General features: G+C 71.5%; 20 protein-coding genes. 10 read left to right on the forward strand and 10 right to left on the reverse strand.

The genetic code is table 11. The features are described 5' to 3' along the window. The first annotated feature begins 24 nt into the window (after positions 1–24). The 4 genes from M4J07_RS03385 (at position 25) to M4J07_RS03400 (ending at position 3,568) form a co-directional block, all read left to right on the forward strand. The gene (locus M4J07_RS03385; protein WP_255966999.1) at positions 25–747 is read left to right on the forward strand and encodes a VIT1/CCC1 transporter family protein; all 723 of its coding nucleotides are present in this window, start codon (positions 25–27) and stop codon (positions 745–747) included. 187 nt (positions 748–934) lie between these two features. After that, complete coding sequence (locus M4J07_RS03390) at positions 935–1,831, forward strand: sterol desaturase family protein (RefSeq protein WP_255967001.1); 897 nt, start codon at positions 935–937, stop codon at positions 1,829–1,831. Further along, the gene (locus M4J07_RS03395; protein WP_255967003.1) at positions 1,828–2,502 is read left to right on the forward strand and encodes a lysoplasmalogenase; all 675 of its coding nucleotides are present in this window, start codon (positions 1,828–1,830) and stop codon (positions 2,500–2,502) included. Before M4J07_RS03390 ends, M4J07_RS03395 begins: the two co-directional genes overlap by 4 nt. A gap of 22 nt (positions 2,503–2,524) precedes the next feature. Then, entirely contained in the window at positions 2,525–3,568 is a 1,044-nt protein-coding gene (locus M4J07_RS03400) for a zinc-dependent alcohol dehydrogenase family protein (protein WP_255967005.1), read from the forward strand. Positions 3,569–3,584: 16 nt separating this feature from the next. Here the strand turns inward: M4J07_RS03400 and M4J07_RS03405 are convergent, their stop codons facing one another. From M4J07_RS03405 to M4J07_RS03425, 5 genes are all read right to left on the reverse strand, one after another. Next, positions 3,585–4,580 (reverse strand): CopD family protein, encoded by a 996-nt coding sequence (locus M4J07_RS03405; RefSeq protein WP_255967137.1) that lies wholly within the window; start codon positions 4,578–4,580, stop codon positions 3,585–3,587. A gap of 108 nt (positions 4,581–4,688) precedes the next feature. Continuing rightward, entirely contained in the window at positions 4,689–6,020 is a 1,332-nt protein-coding gene (locus M4J07_RS03410; RefSeq protein ID WP_255967007.1) for a CoA transferase, read from the reverse strand. 83 nt (positions 6,021–6,103) lie between these two features. Further along, the gene (locus M4J07_RS03415; protein WP_255967009.1) at positions 6,104–7,609 is read right to left on the reverse strand and encodes a S8 family serine peptidase; all 1,506 of its coding nucleotides are present in this window, start codon (positions 7,607–7,609) and stop codon (positions 6,104–6,106) included. Positions 7,610–7,620: 11 nt separating this feature from the next. After that, the gene (locus M4J07_RS03420; RefSeq protein WP_445276295.1) at positions 7,621–9,135 is read right to left on the reverse strand and encodes a S8 family peptidase; all 1,515 of its coding nucleotides are present in this window, start codon (positions 9,133–9,135) and stop codon (positions 7,621–7,623) included. After that, complete coding sequence (locus tag M4J07_RS03425; RefSeq protein WP_255967011.1) at positions 9,132–10,661, reverse strand: S8 family peptidase; 1,530 nt, start codon at positions 10,659–10,661, stop codon at positions 9,132–9,134. The genes M4J07_RS03420 and M4J07_RS03425 overlap by 4 nt, the downstream gene beginning before the upstream one ends. Positions 10,662–10,994: 333 nt before the next feature. Between M4J07_RS03425 and M4J07_RS03430 the strand changes: the two genes are divergently transcribed. From M4J07_RS03430 to moaA, 3 genes are all read left to right on the forward strand, one after another. Next, complete coding sequence (locus M4J07_RS03430; protein WP_255967013.1) at positions 10,995–11,366, forward strand: DUF485 domain-containing protein; 372 nt, start codon at positions 10,995–10,997, stop codon at positions 11,364–11,366. Further along, positions 11,363–12,985, forward strand: coding sequence for a solute symporter family protein (locus tag M4J07_RS03435; protein ID WP_255967015.1), 1,623 nt, complete (start codon positions 11,363–11,365; stop codon positions 12,983–12,985). The genes M4J07_RS03430 and M4J07_RS03435 overlap by 4 nt, the downstream gene beginning before the upstream one ends. A 177-nt stretch (positions 12,986–13,162) precedes the next feature. After that, positions 13,163–14,161 (forward strand): GTP 3',8-cyclase MoaA, encoded by a 999-nt coding sequence (gene moaA, locus M4J07_RS03440; protein WP_255967017.1) that lies wholly within the window; start codon positions 13,163–13,165, stop codon positions 14,159–14,161. 4 nt (positions 14,162–14,165) lie between these two features. Here moaA and M4J07_RS03445 read toward each other — a convergent pair whose 3' ends face one another. Together M4J07_RS03445 and M4J07_RS03450 are read right to left on the reverse strand one after the other, a co-directional pair. Further along, a complete protein-coding gene (locus M4J07_RS03445; protein ID WP_255967019.1) occupies positions 14,166–14,450 on the reverse strand; it encodes a hypothetical protein in 285 nt (94 codons plus the stop codon). 231 nt (positions 14,451–14,681) lie between these two features. Next, positions 14,682–15,032, reverse strand: a complete 351-nt coding sequence (locus tag M4J07_RS03450) for a DUF3099 domain-containing protein (protein ID WP_255967021.1) — start codon at positions 15,030–15,032, stop codon at positions 14,682–14,684. A 230-nt stretch (positions 15,033–15,262) separates the two neighbouring features. On the opposite strand from M4J07_RS03450, the gene M4J07_RS03455 reads away from it, so the two are divergent. Then, positions 15,263–15,538, forward strand: a complete 276-nt coding sequence (locus M4J07_RS03455) for a GlsB/YeaQ/YmgE family stress response membrane protein (protein WP_255967023.1) — start codon at positions 15,263–15,265, stop codon at positions 15,536–15,538. 64 nt (positions 15,539–15,602) lie between these two features. On the opposite strand, the gene tyrS is transcribed toward M4J07_RS03455, so the two are convergent. From tyrS to M4J07_RS03470, 3 genes are all read right to left on the reverse strand, one after another. Next, entirely contained in the window at positions 15,603–16,877 is a 1,275-nt protein-coding gene (gene tyrS, locus M4J07_RS03460; protein ID WP_255967025.1) for a tyrosine--tRNA ligase, read from the reverse strand. Positions 16,878–16,940: 63 nt separating this feature from the next. Continuing rightward, positions 16,941–18,341 (reverse strand): metallopeptidase TldD-related protein, encoded by a 1,401-nt coding sequence (locus tag M4J07_RS03465; protein ID WP_255967028.1) that lies wholly within the window; start codon positions 18,339–18,341, stop codon positions 16,941–16,943. Continuing rightward, the gene (locus M4J07_RS03470; RefSeq protein WP_255967030.1) at positions 18,338–19,861 is read right to left on the reverse strand and encodes a TldD/PmbA family protein; all 1,524 of its coding nucleotides are present in this window, start codon (positions 19,859–19,861) and stop codon (positions 18,338–18,340) included. Before M4J07_RS03470 ends, M4J07_RS03465 begins: the two co-directional genes overlap by 4 nt. 184 nt (positions 19,862–20,045) lie before the next feature. On the opposite strand from M4J07_RS03470, the gene fabG reads away from it, so the two are divergent. Both fabG and fabI read left to right on the forward strand, forming a co-directional pair. Then, positions 20,046–20,762, forward strand: coding sequence for a 3-oxoacyl-[acyl-carrier-protein] reductase (gene fabG / locus M4J07_RS03475; protein WP_255967032.1), 717 nt, complete (start codon positions 20,046–20,048; stop codon positions 20,760–20,762). 5 nt (positions 20,763–20,767) lie between these two features. Further along, the gene (gene fabI / locus M4J07_RS03480) at positions 20,768–21,553 is read left to right on the forward strand and encodes an enoyl-ACP reductase FabI (RefSeq protein ID WP_255967034.1); all 786 of its coding nucleotides are present in this window, start codon (positions 20,768–20,770) and stop codon (positions 21,551–21,553) included. Positions 21,554–21,610 lie beyond the last annotated feature (57 nt).

Here is a 21,610-nt window from a genome sequence, read left to right on the forward strand (position 1 = left end):
CGCGGTGGCTGCCATGCTCGCCCCGTGACCGAACCCACCCGTGAGAACACCCACGACGAGGCCCACGGCGGCGGGCTCGGCGCGCGGCTGAACTGGCTGCGCGCCGCCGTCCTCGGCGCCAACGACGGCGTGGTCTCCACCGCGGGCCTCGTCGTCGGTGTCGCCGGGGCCACCGACGACCGCTCCGCCCTGCTCACGGCCGGACTGGCGGGGCTGCTCGCCGGATCGATGTCCATGGCCGCGGGCGAGTACGTGTCCGTGTCCACGCAGCGCGACTCCGAGAAGGCCGCGCTCGCCGCGGAGCGCCGGGAGCTGGCGGCGGACCCCGAGGCCGAACTCCAGGAACTCACCGGCCTGTTGGAGCGCCGTGGACTCAGCCGCGAGGTCGCCAGGGAGGCCGCCGAGCAGCTCACCGCGCGCGACGCCCTGCGCGCCCACGCGCGCGTGGAGCTCGGGATCGACCCCGACGCCCTCACCAACCCCTGGCACGCGGCGTGGGCCAGCTTCCTCGCCTTCACGGCGGGCGCCCTGCTGCCGCTGCTCGCCATCGTCCTGCCACCCACCGCCCTGCGCCTCCCGGTCACGGTCGGCTCGGTCCTGGTGGCACTCGCCTTCACCGGCTGGGCCAGCGCCCGCACGGGCAGCTCCGCCGTCCGTCCCGCGATGCTCCGGAACGTGGGCGGGGGAGCACTGGCGATGGCCGTCACGTACGCGGCGGGGTCGTTGCTGGGGGCCGCGGGCGTCTGACGTGGTCGACGCCGGAACCGGACGAGGGAGGGCAGCCGCTTTCGGTGCGTGGGCCGGAGCGGCGGACCCGTCGTCCTGACGGTGACGGAGAGATCCGCCGCTTCGGCCCACGCCCGCTGTACCGCCGGTAATACTTGTCGGTAACAACCCCTAGCCGACGCCCGTCACCTGCCCTTACCGTGCTCGCATGTCGTCGCCGAACCTGCCCGATGTCGTGCTGTGGTCGATACCCGCCTTCGTGCTGCTCACGGTCATCGAGATCGTGTCCGTACGCATCCATCCCGACGAGGACGATGCCGGGTACGAGACCAAGGACGCGACGACCAGCATCACCATGGGGCTCGGGAGCCTCTTCTTCGACTTCCTGTGGAAGATCCCGATCGTCGCGATCTACACGGCGGTCTACGAACTGACGCCGCTGCGCGTGCCCGTGCTGTGGTGGACGATCCCGCTGATGCTGCTCGGCCAGGACTTCTTCTACTACTGGTCGCACCGGGGGCACCACGTCATCCGCATCCTGTGGGCCTGCCACGTGGTGCACCATTCCAGCCGTAAGTTCAACCTCTCCACCGCGCTGCGCCAGCCCTGGACGAGCCTCACCTCGTGGCCGTTCTATCTGCCCCTCATCGCGTGCGGCGTGCACCCGGCGGCGCTCGCGTTCTGCTCGTCGGTCAACCTCGTGTACCAGTTCTGGATCCACACCGAGCGCATCGACAAGCTGCCCAGGCCGCTGGAGTTCGTCTTCAACACGCCCTCCCACCACCGGGTCCACCACGCCTCCCAGGGCGGCTACCTGGACCGGAACTTCGGCGGGATCCTGATCGTGTGGGACCGGCTCTTCGGCTCGTGGGCGGCCGAGGTCGAGCGGCCCGTCTTCGGGCTCACCAAGAACATCACCACCTACAACCCGCTGCGCGTCGCCACCCACGAGTACGCCGCCATCGCCAAGGACCTGAAGGCGGCCGACAGTTGGGGCGAGCGGGCCGGCCGGGTCTTCCGGGGCCCGGGCTGGCAGCCCGCGGCCGGGAGCACGCCGAAGGACGGGCAGAACGCCGCCGAGAAGGTCACCGAGGGCGCCGCGTGAACCTCCCCCGCGTCCTGCGCACCGCCTTCCTCGCGGTGTGCGCCGCCGACCTGATCGCGCTGCTGGCCGACGTCGACGTCGCGCACACCGTCCTCAAGCCGCTGCTGATGCCCGTCATCCTCGCGTACGCCGTCGCGAGCGGCGGACCCCGGCTCCTGTACGGCGCCCTGCTGTTCGGGTGGGGCGGCGACGTCCTGCTCCTCTTCGACCAGGACGCCGCGTTCCTCGCCGGCATGGGCAGCTTCGCCGCAGGACACGTCTGCTACCTGATCCTCTTCCGGCGCCAGGGGGCGCCGCTCCCGCGCGGTTCGATGCTCGGCGTCGTGTACTGCGTCGTGCTCACCACGACCGTCGCCTCGCTCTGGCCGGACCTGCCGGCCGGCATGCGGGTGCCGGTCGCCGTCTACAGCGTGCTGCTGACCTGCATGGCGTTCGGGGCGGCCCGGCTCGGCCCGGTGGCGGGCGCCGGCGGCGCGCTCTTCCTGCTCTCCGACTCGCTCATCGCCATGGGCGTGGCCGACTGGCCGGCCCTGCCGCAGTCCGACTTCTGGGTGATGCTCACCTACGTGGCGGCGCAGTTCCTGCTGGTGCAGGGCGCCCTCGGGGAGCGGAGGGCGCCCTGGGCGGCGTACCGTGACATGCGCGCCGAAACCCGGCGCAGCCCTCTCTGAGCAGCACAAAGGAAACACCCGCATGCGCGCCACCACCATCCACGCCCCGTTCGACATGCGGGTGGAGGACGTCCCCGACCCCGTCGTCGTCCTGCCCACGGACGCCGTCGTGCGCGTCCTGCGCGCGTGCGTCTGCGGCAGCGACCTGTGGGCCTACCGGGGCGAGGCCAAGCGCGAGCCCGGCCAGCGCATCGGGCACGAGTTCCTCGGCATCGTCGAGGAGACCGGCTCCGAGGTGACCGGCGTGCGGCGCGGCGACCTGGTGGTCGCCCCCTTCATGTGGTCGGACGGCGTGTGCGACTACTGCCGCGAGGGCCTCACCACGTCCTGCGAGCACGGCGGCTTCTGGGGCTCGGTCGGCTACGACGGCGGGCAGGGCGAGGCCGTGCGCGTCCCGTACGCCGACGGCACGCTCGTGCAGCTGCCGGCCGACGCCGCGTCCGACGACCACCTGCTGTCCGCCCTGCTGACGCTCTCCGACGTCATGGGCACCGGCCACCACGCGGCGCTCGGCGCGGGCGTGCGCGAGGGCTCCACCGTCGCCGTCGTCGGCGACGGCGCGGTGGGCCTGTGCGGCGTCCTCGCGGCCAAGCGGCTCGGCGCCGAGCGGATCATCGCGCTCGGCCGCCACCAGGTCCGTACGGACATCGCCCGCCGCTTCGGCGCCACGGACGTCGTCGCCGAGCGCGGCGACGCGGCCGTCGAGGCGATCCGCGCCCTCACCAAGGGCCAGGGCGCGCACGCCGTGATCGAGGCCGTCGGCACCGAGCAGTCCATGAAGACCGCCGTCAACATCACCCGTGACGGCGGCGCCATCGGCTTCGTCGGCGTCCCGCACGGCAGCGGCACCGGCCTCGACCTGGGCGTCATGTTCGACCGGAACATCGCGCTGCGCGGCGGCGTCGCCCCCGTGCGCACCTACATCCCCGAGCTGTTGCCCGACGTCCTGGACGGCACCATCGACCCGTCGCCCGTCTTCGACCTGACGGTCGGCATCGAGGGCGTGCCCGGCGGCTACAAGGCGATGGACGAGCGCACCGCCCTGAAGGTGCTCGTCACCAACTGACGGCGGGCCCCGGCCCTCACCAGCGGATCGGCAGCGGCAGCGCCGTCAGCACCGCCGACACCGCCACCACGACGCCCAGGACCACGACCTCCGCGCGCGCGGGCACGTACGCGGCCGTACGGTCCCGCGCCCCGCGCAGCCGGAACCTGGCGGCGAGGGCGAGCGCCGCGACGACCGCCACGAGGAGCACCTTCGCCAGGAGCGTGCGCCCGTAGGCGGTCGTCGTCAGCTGGTCGAGGACCGTGCCCGGCGGCATCCGGCGCAGCGTGCTGCACACCCCCGTCGCGGTGATCGCGGCGAGCAGCACCGCGGCCACGCGCGCGTAGCGGCCGAGCAGCGCCGTGCCCGCCTCGGGCGCGGTCCGCCGCCATTGGCGCAGGGCGCGCAGCACGTACAGCAGTCCGCCCGCCCACAGCGCGGCGCACGTCAGATGGACGAGGGTGAGCCCCGACCCGACGAGCGGGGTGTCCTCGGCCGGCGGATGGGCGCGCAGCGCCTCCGCGACGACCACCGCCGCCAGCGGCAGCAGGGCGGTGTCCGGGCGGCGCGAGCGGGCGCACAGGGCCGCCACCAGGAAGGCGTTGACCTCCAGGAGGGCGAGGGTGCCGTCGCGCGTCCCGTAGAGACCGCCGATGTCGAGGTCGCCGATGCCGTGCGGGATCAGGTTCCCCGCAGCGACCACGGAGGCGAGGCCGAGGGCCGCCGCGAAACCCACCCACGCCGCGTACGGCGACCAGGTGCGCGGCGCCGTCTGCGCGGGCGCCACCCGGCGGGCGAGGAACCCGGCGAACGCCTCGCCCAGCTGCACGCACAGCGCCGCGAACAGCACCGTCCGCAGCAGCGCGATCCCGCCGACGCCGGGCGCCGCCGCCTCGCCCGTGCCGTCGAGCGCCGCCCGCGGCCCGAACATCGGGACGAGGGCCGCGGCGGCGACGAGCACGACGACGGCGACGGCGCGCCCGGCGCCGGGTCCGTGGCCGGGCACGGCGTCCGCCGCCGGCGCCGCGGGCATGTCGGTGGTGGGTGGTATCGAGCTCACCACTGGATCTTCACCAGTGGGCGCAGACCGGGGCAAGTGCAGAGGAACAACTGGCGCAAAGCCGTCCGGACCGCTCGGTGCTCAGCGCCACGCCGCCTCGTCCGTGCCCCACACCCCCGGCGGCCGCTCCCAGTCGGTGGGACCGCCGTCGAACGACACCGGCGGCAGCGCGTACCGCAGCCGCCCCACCGCGCCGTCGACCTCCGCGAGCCGCCCCGCCGCGAGGTCGCCGCTCGCCCACCCGGCCGTCAGCCACCCGGCCGTCTGCGCCAGCGCGAACCGCAGCACCCGCGAACCGCCCTGCGTCGCCTGCTCGGTGAGCGAGCGCAGCACCGCCGCCGCGATCAGGTACCCCGTGCCGTGGTCGAGGGCCTGCGCGGGCAGCGCACCCGGCGCGGACGGCGACCCCTCGATCGCGGCGATGCCCGACGCCACCTGCACCAGACTGTCGAAGCCGCGCCGCTCGCCCCACGGCCCGTACGCGCCCCACGCCGACACCTGCGCCACCACGAGCCCCGGCCGCCGCTCCACGAGCGCCTCCGGCGCGAGCCCGAACCGGTCGAGGGCGCCCGGCCGGTAGCCCGTGACCACCACATCGGCCCCGGCGAGCAGGTCCTCGAAGGTGCGCCGGTCGGCGCCGTCCGTCAGATCGAGCCGCGTCGACCGCTTCCCGAACCCGGTGTCGGCGTGCGCGTCCGGGGCCTCCGGCAACTGCGGCGCGTCCACCCGCAGTACGTCCGCGCCGAGCAGCGCGAGGGTCCGCGTGGCGACCGGGCCCGCGAGGACCCGGGTCAGGTCCAGCACCCGCACCGGCCGCTCCGCGCGGCGGGGCGGCGCCGCGTCGACCGACTCCCGGGTCAGCAGCGGCCGTTGCGCGACCGCCGCGCCCTGCGGATGCGCCGCCCACTGCGCGGGCGTGCGCAGCGCCACGGCCAGGCCGCCGGCCGCGTACACCGTCTCCTCGACCTCGTACGCCGACCGCCCGGCGAGCAGCGCCGCCACCTCGTCCACCGTCGCGTCCTCGCCGACGCCGAGCGCCGTACGCAGCCGCGCGCGGTGGTGCGGATAGTTCGCGTGGGTGCGCAGCCAGCCGTCCGCGGTGCGCCAGAAGCGGGACAGGGGCGCGAAGTTGACCGGGGCCCGCCCGTCGATGAGGAGGTGCCGCTCACTGGTGAACGCGGTGTCGAGGGCGCCGTCGTCGACGGTCACCGCGGGAACCGGCCGCCCGGCGCGCGTGGCGGTCCACTCCGCGCCGGCCAGCGCGCAGGCGCCCACGCAGGCGCGGGCCAGTTCGACGACGGGAAGCCGGGCGGGCAGTGCGTCCGCGCGCGTGCGGTACGCGATGCGGGGGAGCAGAGCGGGGTCGCCGCCGAGCGCCTGCCACACCGAAGCGGTGTCGGGTGCGTGTGTCATGCAGGCACTATCGCCCAGCACGGGGCCGCGCACGGAGACGGGGGCCGAGTGGCGTGCGCCACTCGACCCCCGTCAGGAACCCGCTACTTGGTCACCGCGTCCAGCGCGTCGGCCGTACCGGAACCGTAGAAGCTGTTCTTGTTCTTGCTGCCCACGCACACCGCGTCGACGGTGCCGTCGCCGTCGATGTCGTACGGGTCGGTGCACGGCGTCGCGTCGGCCTCCCCGTACAGCAGCGCCTTGACCTGGGCGGCCGAGGCGTGCAGGTGCGTCGACTTGATGAGCGCGGCGACACCCGCGACGTGCGGCGACGCCATCGACGTCCCCGCCTTGTAGCCGTACTTGCCGCCCGGCAGCGTCGACAGGATCAGTCCGCTGGTGGCCGGCGGGGCGGGCGTCTGGTACGCGGTGCTGTCGCCGCCCGGCGCCGCGATGTCGACGACGTTCTTGCCCCAGTTCGAGTAGGACGCCTTGATGCCCTTGGCGCCGGTCGCCGAGACGGTCACGACACCCGGCAGCTGCGACGGGATGTCGAAGCAGTCCTTGGTGTTGATCGTCCGCGTGACCGGGTTCGTGTCGTCCGGCGAGGAGTCGTCGACGATCTGGTCCTGCGCGAGGTCCGTCTCGGCGTTGCCGGCCGCCGCCACGTTCACCGCGCCCTTGCGCTCGGCGTACTGCGTGGCCCGGGTGACGGCCGTGACGAGCGCCTTCTGGTCGGCGTCCGTCTTGCAGTTGAACAGCCACGGGTCGGTGTAGTAGCTGGAGTTGGTGACGTCCACGCCGTGGTCGGCCGCCCACATGAAGCCGCAGACCACGGCCTCCGTGTAGTACATGCCGGTGGCCGGCTCGGCCACCTTCAGGCTCGCCACCTTCACGCCCGGCGCGACGCCGGTGACGCCGACGCCGTTCTTCGCGGCGGCGATGGTGCCCGCCACGTGCATGCCGTGGTCGGACTCGCCCGCCACCGGACGCCACGCGTTGTCCTTCTGCACCGGCACACCGCCCAGACAGCTGGCCGACGCCTGCCGGTCGAAGTTCGGCGCGATGTCCGGGTGGGTGTCGTCGACGCCGGAGTCCAGCACGCCGACGGTCACCTTGGAGCTGCCCAGCGACTTCTCGTGGGCCCGGTCCGCCTTGATGGCGGGCAGGTCCCACTGCAACGGCTCCAGCGGGTCCTGGGCCGACGTGGCCGCCGCGGCGGCCTTCTCGGCCTCGGCGGCGGTCAGCACCTTCTCCGTGGCGATGTCGTCGCTGGACTGCGCGGCCAGCGGCGCGGTGCGCGTGGCACCGGCCGACTCGACGCCGTGGGCGGTCCGGATCGTCCGTGCGAAGTCCGGGTTCTTGGAGTGGACGACGAGGACGCCGATCTTGTCGTACGCGATGACGACGGAGCCGCCGGCCTTGCCGATCGCCTGCCGGATCCCGGCCGCATTGCCCTGCCCGGGACGGACGTTGACGACGTAGCTGAGCTGCGGGCCGTCCGTGGCGACGGGCGCGTCGGCGGCCACCGCGTTCGGCACCACCGCGAGCGCCGACGCCATGGCGAGTCCCGCCGGGAGCGAGAGGGCCCGTATGAGACGCGATTTCATAGGTGAATCCCTTACTTCGTCACGGCCTTGAGCGCGTTGACGATGCCGTTTCCGTAGAAGCCGTTGTGCTGCCGGCCGCCCTCGCAGACCGCGTCGACGACCCCGTCGCCGTCACCGTCGTACGAGGCCGGGCACGTCTGCTCGTCGGCCTGCTTCTTCAGCAGCGCCTCCAGCTGACCCGGAGTCGCCTTCGGGTGCTCGGACTTGAGCAGCGCGATGACGCCCGTCACGTGCGGGGCGGCCATCGAGGTGCCCTGCTTGTAGCCCCAGCCGCCACCGGGCAGCGTCGACAGGACCCGCCCGTTCCTGTCCGGGGTGTCGGCGGGCTTGAGGCCGTCGCCGCCGGGGCCCGCCACGTCGATGACGCCGTTGCCGTAGTTGGAGTAGTAGGCCTTCTGCTTGGTGACGCCCACCGAGGACACCGTCACGATCCCCGGCAGCATCTCCGGCGCGATCGGGCACTCGGACGGATCGACCGTGCGCTCCACGGGCGTGCTGTCGTCGGGACTGGAGGTGTCGACCACCGAGTCCGACGCCAGGTCGTCGTTGAAGTTGTGGGCGCTCGCCACGCTCGTGACGCCCTTGTCCCGCGCGTACCGGATGGCCCGGCTGATCGAGTCGACCAGGGCCTTCTGGTCGGCGTCGGTCACGCAGTTCATGTACCAGGGGTCGGAGTAGTAGCTGTTGTTGGTGACGTCGATGCCGTGGTCGGCCGCCCACACGAAGCCGCAGACGACGGACTCCGTGTAGAAGATCTGGGTGCCCGGGTCGGCCACCTTGATCGCGGCGAGCCGCACGCCCGGCGCGACACCGGCGACGCCGACGCCGTTGCGGGCGGCGGCGATGGTGCCCGCCACGTGCGTCCCGTGGTCGGCTGCGGCCTCGGACGGCCGCCACGCCCCGAACGACGCGTCCGGCTTGCCGCCCACGCAGTTCGCGGACTGCGCCGGCGAGAAGTTCGGCGCCAGGTCCGGGTGGGTGTCGTCGACGCCGGTGTCGATGACACCGACCGTCACCTTCCGGCTGCCGTCCTCGATCGCGTTGGCGCGGTCGGCACCGATCAGCCGCATGTCCCACTGGTTGGGCTCCAGCGGTTCCTGACCCGCGGCGGCGGACCCGGCCGCCCGGGCGGCCTGAGCGGCGCTCAGCGCCTGCGTCGTCCCCGTCTCGTCCGTCGCGGACGCGGCGAGCGGCGCGGTACGGGTCGCGCCCGCGCTCTGCACGCCGCGCACCGCGCGGAGGGTCTTCCCGAAGTCCGGGTTCTTCGAGTGGGCGACGATCACGCCGATCCGGTCGTAGGCGATGACGACGCTGCCGCCCGCCCGGCCGATCTCCTTCTGCACGGCCGCCGACGTCCCGTGCCCCGCACGGACGTTGACGACGTAGCTGAGGAGCGGACCGTCGGTCGCGACGGGTGCGTCGGCGGCCACCGCGTTCGGCATCACCGCGAGCGCCGACGCCACGGCGAGGCCGGACGCGGCGGCGAGCGGTCTCAGCAGACGGGGCCTGCTGCCGTCGCCCCTCACTTCTTGACGGCCTTGAGCGCGTCGACGATGCCGTAGCCGTAGAAGCCGTTGCGCTGCTTGCCGCCCTCGCAGGTGGCGTCCACGACGCCGTCGCCGTCACCGTCGTACGAGGCCGGGCAGACCTCCTCGTCGGCCTGCGCCTTCATCAGCGCCTGCAGCTGCGCCGGAGTGGCCTTCGGGTGCGTCGACTTGAGGAGCGCGGCGACACCGGCGGCGTGCGGCGACGCCATCGACGTGCCCTGCAGCCAGCCGTACTCGCCGCCCGGCATGGTGGACAGGATGCGGCCGTTCTTCGACGGGGTGTCGGCCGGGATCTGCAGCTTGTCGCCGCCCGGCGCCGCGATGTCGATGACTCCGTTGCCGTAACTGGAGTAGTACGCCTTGGACTTGGTGACACCGGTCGAGCTGACCGTGACGACGCCCGGGAGCTGGGTCGGCACGTCGAAGCAGGTGTGCGGGTTGATGGTGCGCTCCACCGCGGTCGAGTCGTCCGGGCTGGAGTCGTCGAGGATCGCGTCGGAGTCCAGGTCGTGGTTGGAGTTGCCCGCGGAGGCGAAGCTCAGGGTGCCCTTCTTCTGGGCGTACAGCTGGGCCCGGTTCACCGCGTCGACGATGGCCCGCTGGTCGGGGTCGTCCATGCAGTTGTACATCCACGGGTCCACGTAGTAGCTGTTGTTCGTGACCTCGATGCCGTGGTCGGCGGCGAACACGAAGGCGCAGACGACGCTCTCCGGGTAGAACAGCTCGCTGACCGGGTCGGCCACCTTGATGCCCGCGACCTTCACGCCCGGGGCGACGCCCGCGACGCCGACGCCGTTGCGCGCGGCCGCGATCTCACCGGCGACGTGCGTGCCGTGGTAGTGCTCGGGGTTCGCGGGCCGCCAGGCGCCCGGCGAGGTGTCCGCCTTGCCGCCGACGCAGCTGGCCGACTGGGAGGCCGAGAAGTTCGGGGCGAGGTCGGGGTGGGTGTCGTCCACACCGGTGTCGATGACGCCGACGGTGACCTTCCTGCTGCCCGGGTTCACCGTCGCGGCCTTGTCGGCGCCGATCGCCCGCAGGTCCCACTGGTCGGCCTCGAGCGGCTCCTGGCCGGAAGCCGCCTGCGCGGCGACGGCCTTCGCGTCGGCCTTGGAGAGCTTCTGGACGGCGCCCTCGTCGGTCGTGCCGGCCAGGCTGAGCGGCGCGGTACGGGTGGCGCCCGCGGTGGCGACGCCCTTCGTCGCGCGGATCTGCTTGCCGAAGTCGGCGTTCGACGAGTGGACGACGAAGACGCCGATCTTCGCGTACGTCTCGACTATGGAGCCGCCCGCCGCGGATATCGCCCTGCTCACGGAGGCGATGGTGCGGGCGTCGGTGCTGCGCGTGTTCACGACGTACGCGAGCGAGGACGCCGAACCGGCCGTGGCGGCGGGGGAGTCGGCAGGGGCGGCGGCGCTCGCGGACGGCAGGAAGCCGAAGGAGGCCGTCAGCGCGATGCCGATCGGCAGAGCGAGGGCCATGCGGCGTCTGGCAGGCAGATGAGCCATGGGATCTCCACATCATCCGTCGTATGGGGCGAATACGGAAAAGCCCGAACACGCATGGTGCTCGGGCAGGTACATGACGCGTGGTGCGGTGTGAACGTATCTCTAGTCCCCGCAGGTCATCAACGAGTTACGAAAGAAAGCAGGGGAGTTGAACCGCCGTGCGCGTGTCCCCGTGACGTTGTGCAGGGGGTACACGCACGATCCGGCCCCCTGTTGGATCACGCCGGAGAGCCCTACCATCGCGACCCGGCCCACGTGATCCACGTCACTGTGAGGCTCGCCCCCATGACCGCACCCCCGTCCCCGACAGCACCCGCATCACGAGGAGACTCCGTGGCCACCGACGCACCACCACCACCCCAGAAGGGCAGCCCCGACGACCGTCCGGCGCTGCCCTCCACCGAGGAGTTCATCGAGGTGCAGCAGAGCGAGGAGTTCGGCGAACTGCGCCACGCGCACCGCTCGTTCGCCTTCCCGCTCACCATCGCGTTCATCGCCTGGTACCTGCTCTACGTCCTGCTGTCGAACTACGCGGGCGACTTCATGGGCACCAAGGTCTTCGGCAACATCAACGTCGCCCTGGTCCTCGGCCTCGCCCAGTTCCTCACCACGTTCCTCATCGCCTGGTGGTACTCGCGGTACTCCGCCGCGAAGCTCGACCCCAAGGCCGAGGCCATCAAGTCCCGTATGGAGGGCGGCGCATGAGCCCCGCAATCACCCTCGCCGCCGGCGAGGCCAGCGAGCACCGGCCGCTGATCATCAGTCTGTTCGCGGTCTTCGTCCTCGCGACGCTCGTCATCACCGTCTGGGCCGGCCGCCAGACCAAGAGCGCCTCCGACTTCTACGCGGGCGGCCGCCAGTTCACCGCCTTCCAGAACGGCCTCGCGGTCTCCGGCGACTACATGTCCGCCGCGTCGTTCCTCGGCATCGCCGGCGCCATCGCCCTCTTCGGGTACGACGGCTTCCTCTACTCGATCGGCTTCCTGGTCGCCTGGCTGGTGGCGCTCCTCCTGGTCGCCGAACCGCTGCGCAACTCCGGCCGCTACACGATGGGCGACGTGCTCGCCTACCGGATGCGCCAGCGCCCGGTCCGCACCGCGGCCGGCACCTCGACGATCGTCGTCTCGATCTTCTACCTGCTCGCGCAGATGGCCGGCGCGGGCGTCCTCGTCTCGCTGCTGCTCGGCATCACCTCGGACGCGGGCAAGATCCTCATCGTCGCGCTCGTCGGCGTCCTGATGATCGTGTACGTCACCATCGGCGGCATGAAGGGCACCACCTGGGTGCAGATGGTCAAGGCCGTCCTGCTGATCGCCGGCGCCATCCTGCTCACCTTCCTGGTCCTGCTGAAGTTCGACTTCAACGTCTCGGACCTGCTCGGCACGGCCGCGGAGAACAGCGGCAAGGGCGCGGCGTTCCTGGAGCCCGGGCTCAAGTACGGCGCCACGTCCACGTCGAAGATCGACTTCATCTCGCTGGGCATCGCGCTCGTCCTCGGCACCGCCGGACTGCCGCACATCCTGATCCGCTTCTACACGGTGCCGACCGCCAAGGCCGCCCGTAAGTCGGTCAACTGGGCCATCGGCATCATCGGCGCCTTCTACCTGATGACGATCGCGCTCGGCTTCGGCGCCGCCGCCCTCATCAAGCCGGCCGAGATCATCGCGTCGAACCCGGCGGGCAACACGGCCGCACCGCTGCTCGCCCTCCATCTCGGCGGCACCGACTCCAACTGGGGCGCGATCCTGCTCGCCTCGATCTCGGCGGTCGCCTTCGCGACGATCCTCGCCGTCGTCGCGGGCCTGACCCTCGCCTCGTCCTCCTCCTTCGCGCACGACATCTACGCGAACGTCATCAAGAAGGGGAAGGCGGACGAGAAGCAGGAGATGAAGGCCGCCCGCTGGGCCACCGTCTTCATCGGCATCGTCTCGATCGGCCTCGGCGCCCTCGCCCGCGACCTGAACGTGGCCGGCCTGGTCGCCCTGGCCTTCGCGGTCGCCGCGTCCGCCAACCTGCCGACGATCCTGTACAGCCTCTTCTGGAAGCGCTTCAACACCAACGGAGCGCTGTGGTCGATCTACGGCGGCCTCTTCACGGCCGTCTTCCTCGTCCTCTTCTCGCCCGTCGTCTCCGGCAACCCGAAGACGTCGATGTTCAAGGGCGTCGACTTCCACTGGTTCCCGCTGGAGAACCCGGGCATCATCTCGATCCCGGTCGGCTTCCTGCTGGGTGTCATCGGCACCTACATGGCCAAGGAGAAGGCCGACAAGGGCAAGTACGCGGAGCTGGAGGTGCGCTCCCTCACGGGCACCGGAGCCCACTGATCCGGACTCGCTGCCGCGCCCCCGCCGTAGACCGCTAGTAGCTCTCTACGACGGGGGCGCGGCACGCTCGTGGGATCACAGGCCTGCCGCTGTCAGACGCGTCACGTAGGCTCGGACCACGTAAGGCAGAACGACACGACACAGCGACAAGCAGACAGGCAATGGGAGGGGGCCCACGTGCTCATCGACACCTACGGCCGAGTGGCCACCGACCTTCGGGTCTCGCTCACCGACCGGTGCAATCTCCGCTGCACGTACTGCATGCCCGAAGAGGGCCTCCAGTGGCTGGCCAAGCCGGACCTGCTGACGGACGACGAGATCGTCCGCCTCGTCCGCATCGCCGTCACCCACCTCGGCATCACCGAGATCCGCTTCACCGGCGGCGAGCCCCTGCTGCGCCCGGGCCTGGTCGGGATCGTCGAGCGCGTCGCGGCCCTGGAGCCGCGCCCCCGGATGTCCCTGACGACGAACGGCATCGGGCTCAAGCGCACGGCACAGGCGCTCAAGACGGCGGGCCTCGACCGGGTGAACGTGTCACTGGACACGCTCCGCCCCGACGTCTTCAAGACCCTGACCCGCCGCGACCGCCACAAGGACGTCATCGAGGGCCTGGCCGCCGCCCACGAGGCGGGCCTCACCCCGGTGAAGATCAACTCGGTCCTGATGCCGGGGCTGAACGAGGACGAGGCCCCCGACCTCCTCGCCTGGGCCGTCGCCCACGACTACGAGCTCCGCTTCATCGAGCAGATGCCCCTCGACGCCCAGCACGGCTGGAAGCGCGACGGCATGATCACCGCGGGCGACATCCTCGCCTCGCTCCGTACGCGCTTCGAGCTCACGCCCGAGGGTTCCGAGGAGCGCGGCTCCGCCCCGGCCGAGCGCTGGGTCGTGGACGGCGGGCCGCACCGCGTCGGCGTCATCGCCTCGGTCACCCGCCCGTTCTGCTCGGCCTGCGACCGCACCCGGCTCACCGCCGACGGCCAGGTCCGCACCTGTCTGTTCGCCACCGAGGAGACGGACCTGCGGGCGGCGCTGAGGGCCGAGGGCCCGGACGGCACCGACGAGAACATCGCCCGCATCTGGAAGCTCGCCATGTGGGGCAAGAAGGCGGGCTCCGGTCTTGACGACCCGTCGTTCCTGCAGCCCGACCGCCCGATGTCGGCGATCGGCGGCTGACGCCCTACTTCTCGGCGTCCCGCTCCTCGGCGTCCCGCTCCTCGGCGTCCGGCTCCTCGCGGGCGTCCCACTCCGCCAGCGTCACGGTGTCCTTCAGGAACCCGCGGACGCCGAGGAACTTGGACAGGTGCTCGCGGTGCTCCTCGCAGGCCAGCCAGGTCTTGCGCCGCTCCGGCGTGTGCAGCTTCGGGTTGTTCCACGCGAGCACCCACACCGCGTCGGCACGGCAGCCCTTGGCGGAGCACTGCGGGGTGGCGGGCGGCGGTTCGGAGAGGTTCGCGAGATTCACGCGTCAACCTTAGACGCCCCGGAAATGGCGACGCCGAGCAGCCACGGGGGGAGCTGCCCGGCGTCGGTCCGTCGCTCCGACGGGGGATGCGGAGCGCGTACGCAGTATGTCACGCGGGACCCGCCGCCCGGCACCTGAACAACATGATTGATCTGAGCTTTTCTTGAGCTTTGTGTACCGGTCGCGGAGCGCGGTCGGACGGCCCCCGACGGTGTCCGCGGAGCCCGTGGACTAGCTCCGGTCCTCCGGGACGGATTCCGCCGGACCGGCCGTCGGCGCGGGCGAGATCATGGGTCGCGAGGGGGCCGGCACGAAGGTCGAGGGCAGTCCCGGGGCGTTCTCCCGGCCGGCGTTCGCGATCACGACCGCGACGTAGGGGAGGAAGGCGCCGAGCACCAGGGTCACGATGGCGACGTGCCGCTCCACGTTCCACAGCACCGCCGTGAGGATCACCGCGAGCGTGCGGATCGCCATCGAGATGACGTACCGGCGCTGCCTGCCCCGCACGTCCTCGGCCAGCCCCTGCCGGGCTCCTGTGATCCGGAAAACCTGCGCCGCACCGTTGTCGCTCTGCTTCCGCATCACATTCCACCACCCGCCAACTCGCCGGACTCTCCCCGGCCCGGACCGCATCCACGTTACGCCCGGGGTGCGCCGACTACGAGACCGGGGCGCGCCTGACCCGGGCGTACCGCCTGCGCCGTACCGCGTACGGGGTGCCCCGACATGCGCCGTACGGAGTACGGCCCGAGACTGATCGCACGTGCGCGTCGCACTTCGCGCACCTCCGCGCCGCATGAGGAGGCGACGTCATGACTTGGTTGTGGGCGATCATCGTGGGCTTCGTACTGGGCCTGATCGCGAAGGCGATCCTGCCGGGCAAGCAGCAGATCCCGCTGTGGCTGACGACCGTCTTCGGCATCATCGGCAGCGTCCTGGGCAACTGGGCGGCCACCGGCCTCGGCGTCAACGACACCCGGGGCATCGACTGGACCCGCCATCTGCTGCAGCTGATCGGAGCGGTGGTCGTGGTCGGCGTGGGCGACATGGCGTGGGCGGCGCTGCGCGGCAACAAGAAGAAGGCCTAGACATGCAGGTTCCCCGCGCCCCGGAAGGGGCGCGGGGAACCGTGACGTCGTGCGACGGGCCCGGCTAGGCGCTCTTGACCTCGACCGCGGCCAGGTTCTTCTTGCCGCGCCGCAGCACCAGCCACCGGCCGTGCAGCAGATCGTCCGCGGCCGGGACGGCGTCCTCGGCGGCGACCTTGACGTTGTTCACGTAGGCGCCGCCCTCCTTCACGGTGCGGCGAGCGGCCGACTTGCTGGCGACGAGACCGACCTCGGCGAACAGGTCGACGACCGGGCCGAGCTCGGCGACCTCGACCCTCGGCAGCTCGGACAGGGCGGCGGCCAGCGTCGCCTCGTCCAGGTCCGCCAGGTTCCCGTCGCCCTGGCCGAACAGTGCCTTCGACGCCGAGACCACGGCCGCCGTCTGGTCGGCGCCGTGCACCAGCGTCGTCAGCTCCTCGGCGAGCGCCCGCTGCGCGGCCCTGGCCTGCGGCCGCTCCTCGGTCTGCCGCTCCAGCTCCTCGATCTCCTCACGGGACGCGAAGGAGAAGGTGCGCAGGAACTTGGAGATGTCCCGGTCGTCCGCGTTCAGCCAGAACTGGTAGAAGGCGTACGGCGAGAACATCTCCGGGTCCAGCCAGACGGTGCCGGACTCGGTCTTGCCGAACTTGGTGCCGTCCGCCTTGGTGAGCAGCGGCGTGCCGATCGCGTGCACCCCGGCCTCCGGGTGGACCCGGTGGATCAGGTCGGTGCCCGAGGTCAGGTTGCCCCACTGGTCGCTGCCGCCGGTCTGCAGGGTGCAGCCGTACTGCTCGTACAGCTTGAGGTAGTCCATCCCCTGCAGGATCTGGTAGCTGAACTCCGTGTAGCTGATGCCCGCGTCCGAGTTGAGCCGCCGGGAGACGGCCTCCTTGGCGATCATCTTGTTGACCCGGAAGTACTTGCCCATGTCGCGCAGGAACTCGATGGCGGACATGCCCTGGGTCCAGTCCAGGTTGTTCACCATCGTCGCCGCGTGCGGGCCCTCGAAGTCGAGGAACCGCTCGATCTGACCGCGCAGCCGCTGCACCCAGCCGGCCACGACCTCCGGTGAGTTCAGGGTGCGCTCGGCCGTCGGCTTCGGGTCACCGATCAGGCCGGTGGCGCCGCCGACCAGACCCAGCGGGCGGTGTCCCGCCTGCTGGATGCGCCGCATGGTGAGGATCTGCACCAGGTTGCCCAGGTGCAGGCTCGGCGCGGTCGGGTCGAAGCCGCAATAGAACGTGACCGGACCGTCCGCGAACGCCTTGCGCAGCTCGTCCTCGTCGGTGGACAGGGCGATGAGCCCGCGCCACTTGAGTTCGTCGACGATGTCCGTCACGGTTCTGGTTCTCCTTGAACAGTTCTGTTGGGGCCCTGCCAGTCTATGGGCGAAACCGGAGGGTCAGACGCCCTGGCTGACCGAGCTCATGTTGAAGTCCGGCACCCGCAGAGCCGGCATCGCAGCCCTAGTGAACCAGTCACCCCACTCCCGGGGCAGCGTCTTTTCCGTCCGCCCGGCCTCCGTGGCCCGGCCCAGCAGGTCCACCGGCGACTCGTTGAACCGGAAGTTGTTCACCTCGCCGACGACCTCGCCGTTCTCCACGAGGTACACGCCGTCCCGGGTCAGACCGGTCAGCAGCAGCGTCGCCGGATCGACCTCGCGGATGTACCAGAGGCAGGTCAGCAGCAGCCCGCGGCCCGTCGCGGCGACCATCTCGTCGAGGGATGTGTCCGAGCCGCCGTCCAGGATCAGGTTGTCGCCCGCGGGCGCGACCGGGAGACCGGTCAGCCCGGCGCTGTGCCGCGTCGTGGTCAGGTGCCGGAGCTCACCGCCGGAGATCCACTCGGTCGCACCGAGCGGCAGCCCGTTGTCAAAGACGGACGCGTCGTCCCCGGAGGCGTGCGCGAGCACGAACGGCGCCGACTCCAGGCCCGGCGCGTGCGGATCGCTGCGCAGCGACAGCGGCAGCCTGGTCAGCCGCTCGCCGACGCGGGTGCCGCCGCCCGGCTTGCTGAAGACGGTCCGGCCCTCGGCGGCGTCCCGCGCCCCCGCCGACCACAGCTGGTAGATCAGCAGGTCGGCGACGGCGGTCGGCGGCAGCAGCGTCTCGTACCGGCCGGCGGGCAGCTCGATCCGCCGCTCGGCCCAGCCGAGCCGCTTCGCCAGCTCCGCGTCCATCGCCGCCGGATCGACGTCCGTGAAGTCCCTGGTCGAGCGCCCCGCCCACGCCGAGCGCCGGCGGTCCGGCGACTTGGCGTTCAGCTCCAGCGTCCCGTTGGGCTGGTCGTGGCGCAGCCGCAGCCCCGCCGACGTGCCGAGGTAGCTCGACGTCAGCTCGTGGTTGGCGAACCCGTACAGCTCGCGCCCGCCCGCGCCGGCCCGCGCGAACGCCTCGCCGAGCGCGGGCGCGAAGTCCTTGAAGACGGCCGACGACGTCTCGGCGGGCGCGTCCGTGAAGTCGGCGGAGTGCGGCACGCCGGAGACGAGCGGCTGCGCGTCCTCCGCGGGCCCGGCCTTCGCCGCGGCCTCCTCGGCGGACCTGACCAGCGCCTCCAGGTCGTCCGCGGTCACCGCCGACCGGGACACGACACCGGTCGCCGTCCCCTCCTTGCCGTCGACGGTCGCGATCACGGTGAGGGTGCGGCCCCGCGTGACCCCGTTCGTCGTCAGCGCGTTGCCCGCCCAGCGCAGGTTCGCGGTGGACGTCTCGTCGGCGATGACGACACAGCCGTCGGCCCGCGACAGCTCCAGGGCGCGCTCGACGATCTCGTACGGCTTGTTCCCGGGCGTACGGGGGCTCATCGGCCCGCCTCCTGAGTGGTGTTGAGGATGTTGACACCCTTGAAGAGGGCGCTCGGGCAGCCGTGCGAGACCGCCGCGACCTGGCCCGGCTGGGCCTTGCCGCAGTTGAAGGCGCCACCGAGGACGTACGTCTGCGGGCCGCCGACCGCGGCCATCGAACCCCAGAAGTCGGTGGTCGTCGCCTGGTACGCCACGTCCCTCAGCTGACCGGCCAGCCGCCCGTTCTCGATCTTGAAGAAGCGCTGCCCGGTGAACTGGAAGTTGTAGCGCTGCATGTCGATGGACCACGACCGGTCGCCCACGACGTAGATCCCGCGGTCGACGCCCGCGATCAGGTCCTCCGTGGACAGCCCGCCGGGGTCCGGCTGGAGCGACACGTTCGCCATCCGCTGCACCGGGACGTGCCCGGGGGAGTCGGCGTACGCGCATCCGTTGGACCGGTCGAACCCGGTCAGCTTCGCGATCCGGCGGTCGAGCTGATAGCCCACCAGGGTCCCGTCCTTCACCAGGTCCCAGGACTGTCCGGCCACGCCCTCGTCGTCGTAGCCGATGGTGGCGAGCCCGTGCTCGGCGGTGCGGTCGCCGGTCACGTTCATGATCTCGGAGCCGTACTTGAGCTTGCCGAGCTGGTCGAACGTGGCGAAGGAGGTGCCCGCGTAGGCCGCCTCGTAGCCGAGCGCACGGTCCAGCTCGGTGGCGTGCCCGATCGACTCGTGGATGGTCAGCCACAGGTTCGACGGGTCGACGACCAGGTCGTAGGAGCCCGCCCGCACGCTCGGCGCCCGCATCTTCTCGGCGAGCAGCTCGGGAATCCGCGCGAGCTCGCCCGCCCAGTCCCAGCCGGTGCCGGTCAGATACTCCCAGCCGCGCCCGGCCGGCGGCGCGATCGTGCGCATGGAGTCGAACTCGCCGCTCGACTCGTCCACGGCGACGGCCGTGAGCTGCGGGTGCAGCCGCACGCGCTGCTGCGTCGTGACCGTGCCGGCCGTGTCCGCGTAGAACTTGTTCTCGTGGACCGACAGCAGCGAGGCGTCCACATGGGACACCCCGTCGGCCCGCAGCAGCCCCGCGCTCCAGTCGGCGAGCAGCCCGGACCGCTCCTCCTCCGGTACGGAGAAGGGGTCGATCTCGTACGAGGAGACCCAGGTCTTCTCCGCGTGCACCGGTTCGGCGGCCAGCTCCACCCGCTCGTCCGAGCCCGCCGCCGCGATGACCTGCGCACTCAGTTTCGCCATCGCCACGGCCTGCGACGCCACCTTCGCCGCCGCGTCCATCGTCAGATCGACGCCCGAGGCGAACCCCCACGTACCGCCGTGGACGACCCGCACCGCATAGCCCAGGTCCGTGGTGTCGGACGAGCCCGACGGCTTCGCGTCCCGCAGCCGCACCGCCGCGCTGCGCACCCGCTCGAACCGGAAGTCCGCGTGCTCGGAGCCCAGGGCGCGGGCCCTGGCGAGGGCCGCGTCGGCGAGGGCCCGCAGCGGGAGCGCCGTGAAGGCTTCATCGATCGTATGAGGCACGAGTGTCTCCCTGTCGTTGCCACCGTGAGCCCCGATCATGTCGCGCGGCGGGGGTGCGCGGCCAGACCTTTCTGTAGGGACCCGACAGTGAGTCGTGTACGCCACTGTCGGTGGTCGATTCTCCGTACCAAGGGTCGTACCGATAGGTTTCGAGGACCACCACCGCTATCGAAAGGGTGATCCGTTGAGCCGCTCGGTTCTCGTCACCGGAGGAAACCGGGGCATCGGCCTCGCCATCGCCCGCGCGTTCGCCGAGGCGGGCGACAAGGTCGCGATCACGTACCGCTCAGGTGACCCCGCGGAACTCGAAAAGCTGGGCTTCCTCGCCGTCAAGTGCGACATCACCGACGCCGAGCAGGTGGAGCAGGCCTACAAGGAGATCGAGGAGAAGCACGGCAACGTCGAGGTCCTGGTCGCCAACGCCGGCGTCACCAAGGACCAGCTCCTCATGCGCATGTCCGAGGAGGACTTCACGTCCGTCCTCGACACCAACCTCACCGGCACCTTCCGGGTCGTGAAGCGTGCCAACCGCGGCATGCTGCGCGCCAAGAAGGGCCGCGTCGTGCTGATCTCCTCCGTCGTCGGGCTGCTCGGCTCGGCGGGGCAGGCGAACTACGCCGCCTCGAAGGCGGGCCTTGTGGGCTTCGCGCGGTCCCTCGCCCGTGAGCTGGGATCGCGCAACATCACCTTCAACGTCGTCGCCCCCGGCTTCGTCGACACCGACATGACGCAGGCGCTCACCGACGAGCAGCGCGCGGGCATCGTGTCGCAGGTGCCGCTCGGGCGGTACGCGCAGGTCGAGGAGATCGCCGGTGTGGTGAGGTTCCTGACCTCGGACGACGCTTCGTACATCACTGGAGCCGTCATCCCGGTTGACGGCGGACTGGGAATGGGTCACTGAGCACGATGACGAACACGACTGGAATCCTCGAGGGCAAGAAGATCCTCATCACCGGTGTGCTGATGGAGTCCTCCATCGCCTTCCACACCGCGAAGCTGGCCCAGGAGCAGGGCGCGGAGATCATCCTCACCGCCTGGCCGCGGCCGACGCTGACCGAGCGCATCGCCAAGAAGCTGCCCCACCCCGACAAGGTGAAGGTGCTGGAGCTCGACGTCTCGAACGACGAGCACCTCGCCCGCCTGGAGGGCCAGGTCCGCGAGCACCTCGGCGACCGCATCGACGGCGTCGTGCACTCCATCGGCTTCGCCCCGCAGGACGCGCTCGGCGGCAACTTCCTGAACACGCCGTTCGAGTCCGTGGCCACCGCCATGCACGTCTCCGCCTTCTCCCTGAAGTCGCTGACGATGGCGCTGCTGCCGCTGATGTCCGAGGGCGGTTCCGTCGTCGGCCTGACCTTCGACGCGCAGTTCGCCTGGCCGCAGTACGACTGGATGGGCCCGGCCAAGGCCGCGCTGGAGGCCACCAGCCGCTACATGGCGCGCGACCTCGGCAAGCAGAACATCCGCTGCAACCTGATCTCGGCGGGCCCGATCGGCTCCATGGCCGCGAAGTCGATCCCCGGCTTCAGCGAGCTCGCCTCGGTCTGGGACAGCCGCTCCCCGCTGGAGTGGAAGCTCGAGGACCCGGAGCCGGCCGGCCGCGGCATCGTCGCGCTGCTCTCGGACTGGTTCCCGAAGACGACGGGCGAGATCATCCACGTCGACGGCGGCCTGCACGCCATCGGCGCGTAAGCGCTCCGCTCGGTTCCCCGCGCCCCTGAAGGGCGCACCACCCGTTCGGCTCACCGG

Source organism: Streptomyces longispororuber, from assembly GCF_024448165.1.
GTDB classification, from domain to species: domain Bacteria; phylum Actinomycetota; class Actinomycetes; order Streptomycetales; family Streptomycetaceae; genus Streptomyces; species Streptomyces longispororuber_A.